We start from the raw sequence: 17,479 nt of genomic DNA, 5'->3' as shown, positions 1-17,479 counted from the left end.
TAAACATTATCTTTGCTCACAGTACTCATTTAAAGAATAAGGAGGATCCGTATGACAACTATGGAATTAAGGGCAGACATCTTCGAGAATCTTAATTTCCTGCTAGATAACGAAGAGGCGATGACACAGCTGAAAAAATATCTGTGCCAGCTGCGAAATAAAGTCGAACGGGACAGCCCTTGTAAATATGACGTTGACGAATTGACACAACGTGTACGCCAAGGTGTACAAGATGCCCGCCAAGGCCTAGGACAAAGTCACGACGACCTAGTAAAAGAAGCCGAAGCATGGTAAAAATAAAATGGCAGAAAAATGCCAAGCAAGATTTATTTGACATCTGCAAATATTACCGTTCGGTAAAGCATAGTCCCCAAACTGCCGACAATATAAAGAAGGCCCTGTTTGATGCCGCACGTACACTGGAAATGTTCCCATAATAATCCCACACTATTACAAGATAAGCTTGGAGAAGAATAAATAAGACGTACAGATCCTCTATGTGAAAACACAATAGTATTCAAAGCAAAAAGACTATTGTGTCCGGGATTGAATACTATTGTGTTCGCTGATGAATACTACTGTGTTCAGGTGGGAACACGGTAGTGTTTGGGAGCGATGGGAATACCGCTGTCGGATTAGCCGAACAAATCCAGCGTAAGCTGCTTCTTCGCGGCTTCCAGTTTACGAAGATGCCGCTTGCCTTGAGGGGTGACGATCTCCATCTTATCGAAACGGGTACGTATCACCGTAGTCACGGTATAGCTCACGTTGACCACCTCTCCTAGCTCCGACAGACGGCGGGCGATCTCCAAGACGCAATCGATGCACATGCCGCTCGTGAACGAGATCTTGTCCTCGAACATCTGTTTCTTGAAATCCTCATCTTGCATATAGAAATCGATCGTCTCGCCTCCCTTGTTGTAGATACCTTTCCACCGATACTTACTGTCTTTCAGTACCGGCGAGATGATCTCTATCGTGGCCTTATTATCCTTGACCGTAGGCAGATCGTCGCTACGCAAGATAAAATAATCGAACTGGTCCCGCTTCACCTCCAGCGAACCGGAACGGCTACGATCCTTCTCGTTCAACTCACGTACCGAGATTTTCGTCACCTTCGGATACCCTTTCAAAGCCTCGTAGAAATTAGACTTGCACTTGCAGAAACGAGGCGAGGCGTTCAACAGGTCGATCAAGCGGCGTGAAGGCGTAGCCCCCGGAGTCTTCAGCCGTAGTTCACGGCGTAACTTAGACAGCTCACGCTGCATCTCCTCCTCGTCCGCCGGCGTACGATCCATCAGCGGTTGTCCACCCACCGACAAGGAAGGACGGGTCAATATCTGCATCACCAAGTTCAACACGATAGAGATAGAGCGGCTACTCTCCCCAGCCACGCCCAGCTTCTCACGGAAACCACCCTCCTTATCGTAAGGCTCGTTGTAAACCGTCAGCTTCACGTCCAGCATATCCGCCAAGGAACGTATCAGCGTAAGAATCTCCTTCTCACACCGGTGCTTGGTCATGGCATCCATATAATTGGATTTATTATTAAAGGAATAACGTATCTCCAGCTTATTCGCGAATTTTAGAATAGAGTCACTCATTTGTTTCTAGTTTTTCGGTTCTTCTTTCGGTTTACGATCAAAAAACGGGTTCTTCGACGAGGCGCTGACCGGTATCGCCATCACGCATTTACAGTCTCCCAACAGCCCCAGTCGTTGGGCCGCCAAGCCGGCGCTGAACATGACACGAGTATCCACACGCAGGTCCGCCGCCGTAGCGCAAGCCGAGCCGATAGCGATACCCAGATCGACGGAATTAATAGCGCACGGAACCAAGTCCGGCTTTTCCACGCAGGTATCGAAACCGCAATGGGCGCAGTTCAAGCCTTGTACTTTCTGGGAGGTACCGATAATCACCACGGCGTCGGCACTCTTTATATTCTCGGCGTCACGAAGCAGGAACTTGAATCCGGTCTCGGCCGCTATCCGGATCATCTCATCGGACAGGCGCAAGATATCCCCATCCGTCACCATCGCTATCTCTATGATATCAATACCCTTGCCTTTAGGAGCCGTGCGAGCGGCTGTCATCATGCGGCGTGCGGCCTGTAACACAAGCTCATGCCTGATTTCTCTTTCGTTCTGTATCATATCCTTCTAAATTCAATGAAACAAAATTAAGCAAAATATACGAAACCAAGGCAAACACATGAGGATAGAATTCATAATTCAAGATTAGTCATTCGGTCCGTGGCCTTAAAGGGATAAGCCGGGTATTCATAAATACTGAAACGAGGCTCGGTCTCTCCCTCGCAATAATTCCAGATCGTACGGTACTCATTGACATCCTCGCCTATCTCCTTCAATTGCCTAAGGTAAGCGGCCACGGATTTATTCTCCACGATATAGACCTCACCCATTTGATCGATAATCGGGCTATGCCGACGGCTCCCGTCGTGATCGAACTTAAGAATCCGCTTTCCCTCGGAAGTCAGTCCAATGGTATGGAAAGTCATGCTCTTACCAATAGCGGGCAAGTTCAACACGTTACGATCCGTCCCGGCGAACAGCAACCCGTTCTCCTTCAGGAAACGAACCAAGCACTTGCCTAAAGGACGCTGGTTACGGATCATATCATACAACTCCGCCTGTTTCTCCTCCGGCACCTGCCCGAAGATCTTCTCCTCACGAGCCTCTTGCAACGAGCGGCTATTCGGGGTGTAAACCGCATAATTCTCCAGGAATCCTTTCACGGAGAACGTATAATAGCAAACCACCCCAAGGGCGTTTAAGGTCTGCCGTAATTTCGCCGTATGTCCCTTACGGGAAGCCGAAACCGTATATACCAACTGATTCGTGATCGTCCAGCCCGCCGCCAAGATCGCCTCGATAGCGTGCCTCGCCTCCGGTGTCACCTCTAGTGGAGACTGGAAATGCGTTTGTATATAGAACTGGCTCACGCCGATAGCGGAAGCCTTCTCCTTGAACTCCCTCAATATACCGACCAACTCATCGGTCACACGCAGCGGAAGATAAGCCAGCAACCGGGAACCTAGCCGTACCCGTTGCAACTCGGCGTACTTCTCGCCCTCCGGACGGCTCTCGTTCGCCTTCCGTTTCCGCACCGCCATCTTATATACCGCCTCCAATATCTTACGCAAGGTAGCGTTCTGGCTCATCAAGGCATCCCCGCCCGTTATCAAGATATCCCTCAGTTGGGCGTCTTCCTCAAAATAACGCATCAGACGACGTAACTTCCGGTCCCAACTCTCCTTAGGCTTCAGAGCCTCGAAATCGAAATTCAACCGCTCGCTCTGGAAATCATACATGCGCTGGCAAGAAGCGCACAATCCACCGCAGGCACGCCCCATCGAATCGGGGATCAAGATCGCCACCTCCGGATACCTCCGGTGTATATTATGTCCCTCCGGCAATAGCCAACCCGCCGCGTTCGGCTCATCGGCAACGACCATGTCTTCCTTTTCCCACGCCTTAATGCTTCCATACGTATCTACCAGCTCGTTCGAGTACATGATGTACGATCGCACCGTAGCGTCGTCATACCCCTCATGTTCTATATTTAATAGGGAAAGATAATAAGGAGTCACAAAAAAGGGCATCCCCTTCTTTTTGGCACGAGCCAATAAGCTCATCGTCTCGTCCGACAGGGAATATCCCAAAAAGGAGTTCAATTCCGTAGGACTCTTGATCGCCATCGACAAATGGAAACGAGCGGTATTCCACCATTCACGTACCCGGGCCTCTTTCTCCTCATAGGAGATGCCCTCGGCGAACTGAAAACGTGACGAAGGGCTATGGCGTCTTTCTATCTTCTTGATCAAGCAAGCGATGATACGCTCCTTGTTCCTCTCACGGATAGCGATTACCTCCGGGTCAAGCCCGGTCGGCCAACGGCTCATCTGCCTTTTCACCAATGCCCGGTCCGGTAGGATCTCAACCGGATATTCCAATAAATCAAACTGATGGTATAGGTCAATGAATAAATCAGGAGAGACCTCATTTTCCAAATGGCCGATCAGGAACTGCCAAAGATAAGTGACCGTCCGCACCGGAAGACGCTCGCCCGTAGACAGCTCGTCCACGAAAGTATCATCATGCTCAATCAAAAGAAGGATACGTCTCGCCACCGCCATTCCTACGTTTTCTTGGGTACTTTCCTTTTCCGTGAGCCGGGATAAAATAAGAGAACGCAAAGCATCCTTAAAATACTTTGCGTTCTCACTTTCTTCCGCTAAGGTCACCAACCAAGGGAAGCTCTGATTATATACTTTTTTTAGTTTAGAAATGTCGGATACAAGATGTTCTTTTTTTATCATAAGCATGTCATTTTTGTAGATTAGAATACATTTGTAAAGCGCCCTCTTGACGATTTTCTACAAAAATAACAAAAAATACGGCAAAATGCCGTTTATACAAATCTAAAACATCTTAATAAATCCTTACCATACGATCGACGGACAATACTGCGATATCGTATTTTTCAATACCTTTAGATTGATCGGCTTCGTGATAAAACCGGAAGCCCCGGCTTCTTTAGCGGCTTCCATATCAGAGTCGAATACATAAGCCGACTGCATGATTACGGGGATATCTTTCGATAGCTTACGGATTTCTTTCAAAGACTCGATACCCGTCATCTCAGGCATCTTTATATCCATCAAGATCAAGTCCACCTCGTTTTCCTTAAAGAGAGCCAAAGCTTCCAAACCAGTTTTAGCACGGATCAAATTACAATATTTATGTAAAATGGTCTTCAGAAGTAAATAATTACTTTCCTCATCCTCCGCGATTAGCAACGTGGGCTTTCCTCCACTCAAATCATTTTTCACATCCATATATATAACGTTTTATTCTTTTAATCAAAATCAAATAAACTCTGATGAAGCAAAGATAAAACAAATATTAGAAAGTAGACATAAAATTCAAGGAGATATGAGTATTCGGGGAAGTTCTTTTTCCACCCATGCTAGAAAGTTACGTCTATACCTCCCATAAATATCGCCTTCGGCATCGGGAATCCTTCGTTGATGGAATAACGGGTAGCCGTTAAATTCTCTCCTTTGACAAATAGATTCAAGCCTTTATCACGTGTACCGAAACGGTAGGCTGCCTTCGCATTCAAGGTTGTAAAATCTTCCTTCTCTGTACAACCTTCATTGGTATATAGATCAAAGATAGATTGTACATTTACATTTAAAGTAAAACGTCCCGGTTTATAAACAGCCCCTACATAAAATTTTTGACCGGGGGCACCAGGAATAGGCTTACTCATATGCAGATAACTGTAATTTAAGTTCATACTTAAATTCTCACAAATTTGATAACGAGTTTCAAACTCAATACCTTTATTTGTAAAGGTACCCGTATTTAGATTCTTGAAAGGAGGCCTATTATCCCCATTTACGCTCACCGAATAAATCATATCTTTCCCATCAATAAAAAATGCGGTTAACTCAGCATATAAATCACCACCCAAAAAAGATTGTCCGACAGCCACCTCATAATTCAACATACTCTCCGGTTTCAAATCTGGATTTGCAGCTCCCCACATATACATTTCACGAATATTGGGGCTACGAAAACCTTTAGAAACAGAAGCCCGAATCATATTTCCCTCAAAAGGACGAACAGTCACTCCCCCTTGAGGGACCCATTCTCCACCATAAGTACTGCTGTGCTCATAACGAACGCCGGCATTCAAACTTAACATATCAAACAAATCCTGTTGCATAATGACATATCCAGCCGTTTCATTCACAGTTTTGTCAACCAATTCTTTTTCAGAGCCATCGTTATTATCATTCCAAGCATGTCCACCCCAGTTTTTATAATCAATACCTACGGTAAAGTTATTCCCTTTAAACAAACGAAAAGACTCATATAATAAGACACCGACGTTGTGGTCATCAGATCGGAATAAATAAGTCAATGGTTTCTCTCCCGGATCGTAGCCATCATTAATCTTATGATTTCCCCAATTATAAAACAAACGTAAAGCCCCGCTCATTTTCCCATAATTATTTACCAAAGCCATAGATGCCGTACCACGCAGGATATCCATCTTATTATCTAATACAGGAGCCGAGGTCTTCCCTGGATTTTGAAATTTAGATTTAGCTAAGCTAACATCTCCTGTTATCTTATAATGTTCATTGAATGTATATCCCAAATTAGCAAAACCATTAGTAATATTAAAATCCGAATTCGGACGATGTCCGTCAGTACGATCATGGTTAATTGAGACAAAACTACTGAACTTCCCAACGTTAAAACCATTATTCACCATATATTTTTGTGTGTTATAGGAACCATACATCACACGGGCCTGCGTACGCCTTCCTTCTTGTTTATGATGACGAGTGATAATATTAACAACTCCTCCCATAGCGTTTGAGCCATATAATAAAGAACCCGGTCCACGGATAACTTCTACCCGCTCAACATCCGAAGCAACATATGTATCAGGTAATGCATGTCCGAACACACCTGCCCATTGCGGTTGTCCATCAAACAACATCAAAACCTTATTTCCACTCCCTACGCCACGAATATTTACGGTTCCAGCCGCTCCTTCCGAAACACCAAATCCTGTGATTCCTTTTTGTGTCACAAATAATCCCGGCACATACTCCGATAATACAGGAAGCAACGCCGATTCACTGCTAGCCTCAATCTCCTCCCGTTCGATGACCGAGATAGATAACGGCACACTGTTCCGGTTCACATGGATCTTGTTGGCGGAAACCACCACCCCTTTCAAATTGATCAGACTGTCAATCTCTGCCGGATCTATCGCAAATGCCATGGAGCCTATCAACAGTCCGAAAACCAGTAAAAGTTCTTTTCTCATATACTACTACATCTATAATATTTATCATTTTAAACATCCCTTAGTAGCACGTCTACTAAAAAACGTGTTACCAAACCCGCAAAAAAAAGCATTAATCCGCCCGGCTCATCACCAACTTACCATGCTTAATGCCTTTGATTGTCGTCAACTTATCCGACAATTCCGTCAAGCGGTGGGCCGTTCCCATCACCGTCACTATATGCAAGCAAAAATTCTGATTGATATAATACTGGGAAGACGACAAGATCACATCCTTATAATTTTGTTGGATACTCGTGATTTTCAAGGAGATCTCTTTCTTGACTTGGTCATACATGATCACGATCGTCCCGGCTACGATATGGTTGCATTGCCATTTACGTTCGGCTACATTCTTCTCTATCAGAAAACGAATCGCCTGTGAACGATTGGCGAAGCCATTCTCATTCACATATTGATCCAATGATTCCAACAGATTGTCTTCCAAAGAGACACCAAAACGTTTTAAAGACATAAACCCTTTTTTTATAATTTTCGGTGCCAAAGGTAGTGTTTTTTCAAGAATCTCGGTATTCTATCGGCAGGAAGAGGAAAAATTAGTCGCTAATCACGAAAATTCACTCCGGTATCCCACCATAAGCGAGTACCTCCGGTATCCGGACCTCCCAAATACTCACACAAGGCGGAATATTGAGCCGGGTTACCGGAAATAATGCTAACCGGGAAATTCAAACGACGAATCATCGTTCGCATATCGATCTTTCCATTGCTTTTATTCACCAAAACCGGGAACAAACGGGGATAACCGGTACGCCTCTGCTCCGCCCAAGCCTCACAGCCCTCGGGGTAACAAGCGATCCATTTTTGGGTAATGATCTTCTCCAGCTTGGTCTCCCTAGAGGCTTCTTCATCCCATGCCGGAGACACCAAGCAAAGCGCCTTCGCAGAATAGTCGGGAGTAAACGTATCCACGAAATCGGCGGCTACATGATCACTTTGTAAATAAGCGTTCGCCTCTCCTACCCTCCATTGATTGAACGATGATCGTACGCCTTGCTCATAGCAAGTCCCGGCGTCCTCCCCGGACCAGCCCCGCAAGGCTGCCTCCGCACGTAAGAACCAAACTTCCGCAGGCGTCATTAAGATAGCGTCCGTTTTCTGGGTAATCGTGCTTCTCGAATGCTCACTATAGCGGGAATGATTAAATCCTGTCCCTTGCCGGATTCCACGGTACTCCCCGGAATATCCCTGTCCGGTAGCAGGCTCAAAATAACGGGATAATCGAGGGTCTTTATATCCTTTAAGGATCGATTCCATATTAGCGTTCATAAAAACCTCTCCCCACGCCTTATTGATCTCCCCCAGCGGATTCGAGTAGCCGGTTCCGGCGGTAGAAACCGCAACGACCTCATAAGCCTCCTCCAGCAAACCGGCTGGATGTGTCAGCGACTTATGCGCCTCATCCCTTGCCTTATCCGGGTCGGCCATAGCGATACGAATCGCCAAGCGCAAACGTAATGAGTTGGCGAAACGCATCCATTCCCCAAACGTCCTGTAATTCTCCGGCATAATCATATCGAAACGAGAAAAGGTTTCTTCTCCATCATATTCAGACAGCAGGTGAATAGCCTCCCCCAAATCTTGGAAAAAAGCATAATAAGCGTCTTTCTGGGAATCCGGCATTACCCCGGCATCCGACTCCCCAAACTTTGTATACACAATCGGGCCATAATAATCCGAGATCCGATGCATGATCTCTACTTTCAGTATTTTAGCGATCGCATAGAAAGCCGGATATTTATCACGGGAATGATCTTCCGTCTGCTTTATCTCCGTCATGATATATCCATACGTATTATCCCACATCGTACCATTCCAGCCATCCTGCAAATTATAGACCGTATTCCCCAATCCTGCGTTGAAGGGTTTAAAATCATGCATATAACCGGAAAACATATCCGCATTCAGATTTTGCATCGTCTGGAAATGCCAGTTCTTGCCACTCCCCCAATCATAATTAAAATAAATCCCCATCTGGACTACCTTTAGCCAGACACCGAACGTATTATAATCATACGTTTTCTGCTCATCGGTAAAACCCGTATTATCGGTATTATACTCCTCGAATTTACCCGTACAGGAAAAAAGGAGTAATACAGCCAACAGAGCTGCCATCTTATTCAGAAATCTCGTCTTCATACGCTTAGAATGAAAGTTTCACATTAAAGCCGACACTTCTCGTAGTCGGTATCCCGAATATATCAATCCCTTGATTGCTATTGCTCGCCGAAAGCACGGCATCCGGATCAAATGGAGCCTTTTTATAAATAAAGAATAGATTCCGGGCGACAAAAGACAGTTCCGCCTTTTTGAGAAATTGTTTTCTCCCCAGCAATCTCTTCGGTAGCGTATATCCCAAAGATAACTCCCGCAAACGGATATTGGTAGCATCGTACATATAATATTCAGTCACACCGTTTCGTCCTCCCACCTGCTCATAAAATCCTTTTATGTTATAAATATGATGCCCTTCCAAATCCACATACCCCATCGTACGGGCCTCTCCGGAAACCTTACTCACTCCCGTTTGGTCAAGCACAGCCTGAGTCTGGGCCAGCACATCTCCCCCAAAATGCCCGTCAATCAAGAAATAGAACGAGAAATCCTTATACGTGAAACTATTTCCCCAACCCAATAAGAACGCCGGATTGCAATTCCCCACCTTAGCCGTATTCCCGCTGCCGATCTCTTGGGGCAAGCCGTCCCGACCATACACGATCGCACCATATTTATCCCGCTCAAAAGCTTTCCCATAGATATCACCAAACGAGCCACCTTCCACCAAACGCATCGTATAGCTAGAGGAGAATCCTTCATCTCCTTGAATAAAGCTAGCCAAATCATCATGTAGTTTCTTTACTTCATTTTTATTCCGGGAAAAGTTGAGTGTCGTATTCCATTTAAACTGATTCGTTAAGATAGGAACCGCACCGAACGTCAATTCCACTCCCATATTCTGTATATTTCCCGCATTCACAAAATAATACTTGTATGCGGCTCCAGCGGAAGAAGGTAAAGAGAAGAGTTGATTTTTCGTATTGGTCTTATAGAACGTAAGATCCACGTCCATACGATAATCAAAGAATTTCCATTCGGTACCTATTTCAAAAGAACTGCTCATCTCCGGCTTCAAGGTACCGAACGGAGCCGTATCATTCGGCTGGGGAATCCCGCCCGCGGCGATATGGCCTACCGTATTGCTAACGAATAAGGGTATATCATTACCCACCTTACTCCAAGAAGCCCGTACTTTCCCAAAAGATATCAAGGAAGGCATCGAAAAGGATTTAGGGATAATCCAAGAAAGACCGACTGAAGGATAGAAAAAACCTCTTGATTTACGTTCCGTAAACGCAAGGGTAGATGACCAGTCATTACGTGCGGTCACATCTAAGTAAAGGCTTTCCTTATATCCCAACTGCGCCATAGCAAAAAAGGATTGCATTTGCCGGCGTGCGTCATCCGACTCCTCGATGTAGGCACTGGACGACATGTTAATATTAGCGATCGTAAAGACATTCGGATAATACAAGGAAGCCGTTTTCGAATCCAGCCTCAACGCACTGGTGCGTGTGTCCGTTATGCTCGTACCGATAGCGGCGTTCAAGGAGAAATCACCCCAGCTTTTATTCAATTTGGCCATCAAATCCCCATAGAGCAACGTAGTCTGGTAGGTGTAATAAATGTAACGCCCGTTCTCACCGGCGATACCCGGAGAGGTAGAAGCGTATATTTCCTGCTGATACTTATCATTCACATAATCGATATTTCCACGGCCCTGTAATGTAAGCCAATCTGTCACCTTGAAACTAGCGGAAGCCAACGCCAACACACGGGCACGTTTGTCCTCGTTTTCCGTACGGTTGACCAACCAATAAGGATTTTGCTCAAAATCAGTAATCGTAGTATACCAGTTCTGGACGTTCATATTCCGTTTCTCGTTATATACCTCAAAGTTCTCCTTATAAGGTGCCATATCCATCCCTCTAGGAAACGTGTATAAACCTTGTAACGGGTTCATATAAAATCCCCCGGCCGTAGGTTTTCCTTTGATTGTTTGGAGTATCAAGTTTACCTGCCCCTCCAAGATCAAACGATCATCAAAGAAAGAAGAACTTTCACGGAGATTAAAATTATGCTTGCTTAAATTATTCTTAGGAACGATGCCCCGTGCGGTCGTATTGGCATACGAAAAATAATTTTGCACATGGCTATTCCCTGCCGTAAATATCAATGAGTTAATAGCGGTAATACCCGTCCGGAAGAAATCGCCGACAGGGTCATAGACCGGAAGAGAAGCCCGGTCTCCCCAACAAGTTTCCGCCCCTTCCATCCGTCCGAACTCATTCTGAAACTTGGGGAGACTGATCGCTTGATCAACAGTCAGCGACGAGGAGAAATGAATATTCCGTACCCCGGCCTTACCTCTTTTCGTTTTGATCAAGATCACACCGTTCGCCGCTTGTCCCCCATACAACGCAGAGGCCGAAGCCCCTTTCAAGACACTCAAACTCTCTATATCATCAGGATTTAGATTAGAGATACCATCGCCCGCATCCCGGTTACCGGCATCGGCCGTACCACCGATCGTTGTCAAGGCTTGCTCACTGCTAATGCTCAAGATCGGGACACCGTCTATCACATACAAAGGCTGGTTATTTCCGGATGCGGAACGACCACCTCGAATAATCACCCGGGACGAGCTACCCAGACCGGCGGAAGTCCGGTTAATCTGGAGTCCAGCCATCTTTCCGGAAAGCGTACTCATAAAATTAAAATCCTTGGCCCTTACCAATTCCCCACCTGTGATTAACTGGGTGGCATAAGGCAAGGAAGATTCTTTCTTCTCGATACCAAGAGCCGTAATAACTACCTCGTCCAAAATCTGGGCGTCATCCTCCAACTGCACATTCAATGACAATTGCCCCTCATACTCAATTTCCCGTGAACGATAACCGATATAAGAAAAAACCAAAGTAGCCTCCTCGGGAAGCTCCAATACAAAGCTGCCATCCATATCCGTAATCGTACCGTTTCTCGTTCCTTTTTCCACCACATTCACGCAGGCAATAGGCTCTCCTTTGTGATCGGTCACGATGCCTTTTACCTTACCATCCAGCTTTTGTTGCATTTGGATTATCGCCTCTTTCTTATTCAAGATGATCTGGTCATTCATGACCGTATAGACGATCTCCGTGTTCTTAAATAATAAATTTAAAATCTCGAAAACCGTACGTCCGGATAAAGATTTACGCACTTTCTCAGATAAATTGATCACCTGAGCGTCATAAATAAAAGAATAATTGGTTTGACTCTCAATCTCATCCAGAGCGCCCGCCAAGCTAACCGGAGCGGAGATACGAATATAGGATTCCGAACGTTCCTGTTGGGCGCCCAGCGGGAATATACATAATAATAGTAGAATGAAGATATAAATATATAATCTCATAATTTACACACGCACAATTTATCATGGGTAAATGTAAGAATTATTATCTAATACTATTCAATTATAACAAAAAATTCTCGCTTGGAGTACTGTTCTTCACAGATAAGTATCTCCAAACGAGAATAACCATCAGCTTCTGTTAAAGCTCAATATAATCAATCTGTCTGTTTATTTATTTTGAAGATGTGCAATAGTTGGAATTCTTATCCCACCAAATCGGGGTCGAAACCACATCACCTTTCCCACCTAACATGGATTTGCCTTTCTCATATTCAGCAGCATTTACCAATTGCTCTTTCATCGGGTATTTCATACGTTTGATGAAATTTTGAGGATTCAAGATATTTGTATCACTATTATTATATACAGCTTGATCTCGATAAACAGCCACATCCAAACGAGGCAAGTTCAAACGACGCTTGTCATTCCAAGCTTCCTGCGCCAAATCTGGAAGTCCGGCGATATATTTCTGCGTGATGATCTTCTCTAAAGCCGTATTGCCTGCGCCTTGTTGATCGTCATATTTCGCGCTGGTACCAGCCTCATTCTTTTCCGTGGAAGCCAAATACTCCTCAACATCACCCGATACACCCCAAGTCTCGAAGGAAGCACGTACCCCTGCCTCATAAGCAGCTTTAGCATCACCGGCGACCAAATTACGGGCGAACAACTCAGCTTTCAAGAAATCAACTTCCTCAGAAAGGAACATATCATAAGGACGAGATTTATACGGAGCGCCATCTTTAATAATAAAGCCCATCTCTGCACATTGCTTAGACTGATAAATACCAGTATTCGCCTCCTCTGCTTTCGCACCGTATACCAAACCTTTCCAATCACCATTCTCAATACCCGGCTGGAACATCTTCGGGGCACGAGGGTCTACCTTAGCGGGATGTACATTCGATACGGCAACTCCGGATGTCTGGTTTACCACGCCGGCAGGCCAATCGATATTACCGATATTAGTCACTAATTTCTCAAATGACTTAGACATACAGATCGGACCGCTCCAAGTAATCTGGAACATCGTATAGTTATAGTCCTGTCCCCAAGAACCATCCGCTTTTGGAGGCATATAAGCATTATCAGCCTTGCTTGAGATCAAACCACAAGGGGATGTCAAAGCGGCATTTGCCTCAGCGACACATTTCTCTCGATCCACCTCAGATAAACGAACAGCGAAACGAAGACGCAAGGAGTTTCCAAATTTTTTCCAAAGAGAAACGTCATTCTTATAAACCAAGTCGATACCAGCATCCGAGAATATAGGCTCAGCGCTATCGCTGAAGCTATTCAACGCCTCATCCAATTCCGTGAAATATTCATAATAGATATCCTTCACCGATTTATAAGGAGGATTATCTTCTACGGTAGCATAGGCCGGGAAAGGCATCGGACCAAACTTATCCGCAGCCAGGCTATGGATATACACACGCCAGATACGAGCGAAAGCGATCGTATTAGCGTATAAGTCCTTATCTTTTTCCATCAAACTACGGATCACGATATTAATAGAGGAGATCTGTGTCAGATACGCCTGCCATGTTAAATTGTTCCACTCGTCATTTTGGATATAATTCTTAGTTGCCCAGCCACCGCCATCGACCAACATTTGAGAGTAGAAATCAATTTGCAAAGGCTTCAAGCGTTGTTCCACATCACCATCGATAATCATCCCACCACGTAGCGTAGAGGCCAATCGAGGTTCGCTCATATTGTAATTTACATCATCCGTCGGCTTATCCGGGTTCTCATTTATACCTGTCAGGTCGCAACTGGCCATACTCGCCATCATAAACGAACAAGCTGCTAATATCTTTATACTACTTTTCATAATAATTCCATTTTTAGATTTATGTTTCATTAAAATGCCAGATTAATATTGAAACCTAAGCTTCTCATAGTAGGCATAGAACCGTACTCGATACCTTGGGCGTTACCAGATGTATAAGCAGCCTCCGGGTCGAATCCCTTTGTCTTACTATAAATCATGAACAAGTTACGAGCCACGAAACTCAAGCGAGCGGAAGTAAATGGAGTCTTCGCCAACATCGTTCTCGGGAAATTATAACCCAAACTCAACTCACGTAAACGGATGTTTGTCGCATCGTACATATAAGCCTCTGTCACGTTATTGCTAGAAAGACCATTCCAATAAGCTTGAGCCGTAATACTCTTCGTATTGGGAGTACCATCGGCCAATACCCCCGGAACAACCATACCATCACGACTATCCAACGTCATCTCTAAATTACCGGATGAAGCACCCGCACGGATAGATCCCATATACACATCACCGCCATAACGCATATCGAACATGAAGTTCAACACGAAATTCTTATATGACAAGGTATTGCTCCAACCCATCATCCATTTCGGCTGGTTGTTACCCAACAATACCATATCGTCCGTTCTCAAAGGAACACCATCGGCACCGATAATAATGTTGCCGTTATCATCCCGTTGATAAGCGTAACCGTAAATATCTCCATAGGCTCCACCCTCGTGAGCGACGATCTTCAAGAAACTTACTGATGCATCACTAAGGATCTGCTCTTTCGTATCATCTGTCAATGAAATTACCTTGTTGATATTCTTTGACCAGTTCAACTGAGTATCCCATTGGAAACCACTCTCGGAGATATAAGGAGTAGCGTTAAACGCAACCTCTACACCCTTATTCTCAATATTACCGGCGTTGATCATCTTTTTCTTGAACCCTGTAGCGGAAGGAACATCGATCTTTAAGATCTGGTCTTTGGCGTTCTTCTTATAATACGCTACGTCGACACCAACCCTATTCTCAAACGCCTTCAACTCAAGGCCTAACTCCCAAGAGTTGATCGTCTCATTCTTTAAATTTGGATTTGCCATCCAATCCTCGTTGCTGGCATTAAAAATACCCCCTTTAATATCATAACTGATATTATAATAGTCACGCAACATATAAGCGTCCGTATCATTACCTACCTGAGCCCAAGACGCACGGATCTTACCGAAAGAAAGAATACCCGTGTTATGCCCCATCTTATTCAACATTTGGGTGAAAATCCAGCTAACACCTACCGACGGGTAGAAATAAGAGTCATTGTCTTTCGGAAGTGTTGAAGACCAGTCGTTACGAGCGGTTAAGTCCAAATACAAATAGTCGTCCCAAGACAATGATGCCGTAGCATATAGCGAGTTGATTTGTTTACGGTTGCGAGTATACTCACCACCATGTGTCTTACCGTTGGCGATCGCATGGAAATCGGGAATCACAAACTCACCGGATGATTCCTTGTACCATGTAGAATTACGGTACATCATATTACCACCTACCGTACCTACGATACCGAATCGATCCCAGTTGCCTTTAGCTGTCAATAAGAAATCGGAGTTGATCTCGGTGAATTTCTCCATATTGGCTGTCATGCTACCGTTGTTCTCCCAATACGGGTTACCTGTCGCACGGATTGTCTCATACTGGATGGTGTAATTATCCATACCAGAGCGAAGCTTCAAGCTCAACCAATCCGTAAACGTGAAATCCAAGGCCGCGAATCCGATAAAGCGGTCTTTCTTATCCTTGTTCGTATTGCGGTAAGCGGACCAATACGGGTTATTGGCGTTGGCTCCCGTGTCGATCAGATAACCAGCGGGCTTTCCGTCCGCACGTTTCCAATCATTATCTTTATAGGCGTCATAGTCAGAGAAGCCCACACTTCGGGGCATACTTAAATAGTTAAGGAAGATATTATCCGGGTCGCCCGCTAATTTCACACGGTTGTTCGTATGCTGGCTTACATAATTAACCTTCACGTCGGCCGATAACCATTTAGACAGTTTAGCCGTAGAACGCAAGTTGATAGACGTACGATCCATTCCGCTATTCGGAACAACACCCTTATTATCCAAGCGTGTCACGCCGGCACGGAAAGTGATATCCTCGGAACTCTTGCTCAAATCCACGCTGTTTGTCCAAGTGGTACCAGTGCGCAAGAAATCCTTATATAAATCATTGTCTCTCGCCGCATACTGGTAAGAACCCATCGCCATATCCTTAGAAGAACCGTCCATAGCGGCACCCCAGCTCGTCGCTTTATTATTATCGAAAGCGCCGTCGATACCTTGTCCGTATACATCTTGGAACTTCGGGGTTTGCATCGGGTTCTCAGCCGTGAAATTCGAGTTGATACTTACGCCCCAACCTTTATTCTGGCTACCTTTCTTAGTCGTGATCATCACGACACCGTTACCTGCACGGCTACCATACAACGCCGCGGCTGCCGGGCCTTTCAATACGGACATACTCTCGATATCATCCGGGGAGATATCAGAGATACCGGAACCTTTATCCACGTTACCGTTACCCCAATAGTCATCCGTACCACCGCTAAAGTTATCGATAGGTACACCGTCCACAACGATCAACGGCTGGTTATTACCAGTAATAGAGTTATTACCACGAATCACGATACGAGAGGAACCACCGACACCGGTACCATTTTGCTTGATCTGCAAACCTGCTACCTTACCAGCCAAAGCGTTGGCCACGTTAGCATCACGGGTTTGCGTCAGGGACTCGCCTTTCAATTCAGACATAGAATATCCCAAAGCCTTTTTCTCTCGCTTGATACCCAAAGCGGTTACCACGACTTCATCCAAGGCTTGCGTATCATCGACCAATTGAACCTCGATAGAAGGTTGTCCGGTAAAGACGATCTCTTGCGTATTAAAACCGATATAGGAAACTTGTAAAGTCGCATTGTTAGGAACATCCAACTCGAAACGGCCATCCATATCCGTGATGGTACCGTTGGTAGTTCCTTTAACAATTACGTTAGCACCAATAATAGCCTCGCCCGTTTTGTCCGTAACGACACCGACTGCTTTTCGTGTCTGTTGTTGAGCGTTTAAGACTGTGACTTCATGCGTGTTCTCTGCGAAAACCATGGCCGGTACCAAACAGAATGCGCATACCCCCATGTTAATCATTAACGGAATTTTTCGAAAAAGAGAATAACTATTCCCCCTTAAAGCATTTAAGGTTACAATTTTATTCATATTTTTGTAGTGTTACTATTTATAATAAAGTTATTTGTAGCTGCGCCAACAGCTCTTCTTGACTTTTCG

General features: G+C 45.0%; 12 protein-coding genes. 2 read left to right on the top strand and 10 right to left on the bottom strand.

Features of this window, described 5'->3' with window-relative positions; genetic code table 11:
* The first annotated feature begins 51 nt into the window (after positions 1-51).
* Positions 52-294, top strand: coding sequence for a hypothetical protein (locus NBH16_RS05575; RefSeq protein ID WP_122144202.1), 243 nt, complete (start codon positions 52-54; stop codon positions 292-294).
* Entirely contained in the window at positions 288-437 is a 150-nt protein-coding gene (locus tag NBH16_RS05570) for a type II toxin-antitoxin system RelE/ParE family toxin (protein WP_122144201.1), read from the top strand. The genes NBH16_RS05575 and NBH16_RS05570 overlap by 7 nt, the downstream gene beginning before the upstream one ends.
* Before the next feature lie 198 nt (positions 438-635).
* Here NBH16_RS05570 and NBH16_RS05565 read toward each other — a convergent pair whose 3' ends face one another.
* The 10 genes from NBH16_RS05565 to NBH16_RS05520 all read right to left on the bottom strand — a co-directional run bounded on the left by NBH16_RS05565 (position 636) and on the right by NBH16_RS05520 (position 17,341).
* Entirely contained in the window at positions 636-1,604 is a 969-nt protein-coding gene (locus tag NBH16_RS05565) for a hypothetical protein (RefSeq protein ID WP_122378559.1), read from the bottom strand.
* A 6-nt stretch (positions 1,605-1,610) separates the two neighbouring features.
* Complete coding sequence (locus NBH16_RS05560) at positions 1,611-2,153, bottom strand: ferredoxin domain-containing protein (protein ID WP_005863072.1); 543 nt, start codon at positions 2,151-2,153, stop codon at positions 1,611-1,613.
* Positions 2,154-2,224: 71 nt separating this feature from the next.
* Entirely contained in the window at positions 2,225-4,339 is a 2,115-nt protein-coding gene (locus tag NBH16_RS05555; protein ID WP_250788207.1) for a KamA family radical SAM protein, read from the bottom strand.
* 123 nt (positions 4,340-4,462) lie between these two features.
* Positions 4,463-4,858, bottom strand: a complete 396-nt coding sequence (locus NBH16_RS05550) for a response regulator (protein ID WP_005863076.1) — start codon at positions 4,856-4,858, stop codon at positions 4,463-4,465.
* A gap of 131 nt (positions 4,859-4,989) precedes the next feature.
* Positions 4,990-6,873, bottom strand: coding sequence for a TonB-dependent receptor plug domain-containing protein (locus tag NBH16_RS05545; RefSeq protein WP_057326477.1), 1,884 nt, complete (start codon positions 6,871-6,873; stop codon positions 4,990-4,992).
* A 91-nt stretch (positions 6,874-6,964) separates the two neighbouring features.
* Complete coding sequence (gene nikR, locus NBH16_RS05540) at positions 6,965-7,366, bottom strand: nickel-responsive transcriptional regulator NikR (RefSeq protein WP_057326478.1); 402 nt, start codon at positions 7,364-7,366, stop codon at positions 6,965-6,967.
* 89 nt (positions 7,367-7,455) lie between these two features.
* Positions 7,456-9,051: a SusD/RagB family nutrient-binding outer membrane lipoprotein gene (locus NBH16_RS05535; RefSeq protein WP_057326479.1), complete on the bottom strand. Its 1,596-nt coding sequence runs from the start codon at positions 9,049-9,051 to the stop codon at positions 7,456-7,458.
* A gap of 4 nt (positions 9,052-9,055) precedes the next feature.
* Positions 9,056-12,361, bottom strand: a complete 3,306-nt coding sequence (locus tag NBH16_RS05530; protein ID WP_250788206.1) for a SusC/RagA family TonB-linked outer membrane protein — start codon at positions 12,359-12,361, stop codon at positions 9,056-9,058.
* Positions 12,362-12,533: 172 nt separating this feature from the next.
* Entirely contained in the window at positions 12,534-14,198 is a 1,665-nt protein-coding gene (locus tag NBH16_RS05525) for a SusD/RagB family nutrient-binding outer membrane lipoprotein (RefSeq protein ID WP_195301024.1), read from the bottom strand.
* Between the two features lie 29 nt (positions 14,199-14,227).
* Positions 14,228-17,341 (bottom strand): SusC/RagA family TonB-linked outer membrane protein, encoded by a 3,114-nt coding sequence (locus NBH16_RS05520; protein ID WP_250788205.1) that lies wholly within the window; start codon positions 17,339-17,341, stop codon positions 14,228-14,230.
* Between the last annotated feature and the right edge of the window lie 138 nt (positions 17,342-17,479).

Source organism: Parabacteroides sp. Y3-G-102 (assembly GCF_023656845.1).
Taxonomy (GTDB): domain Bacteria; phylum Bacteroidota; class Bacteroidia; order Bacteroidales; family Tannerellaceae; genus Parabacteroides; species Parabacteroides distasonis.
This window is presented reverse-complemented; position numbering and strand designations above follow the sequence as displayed.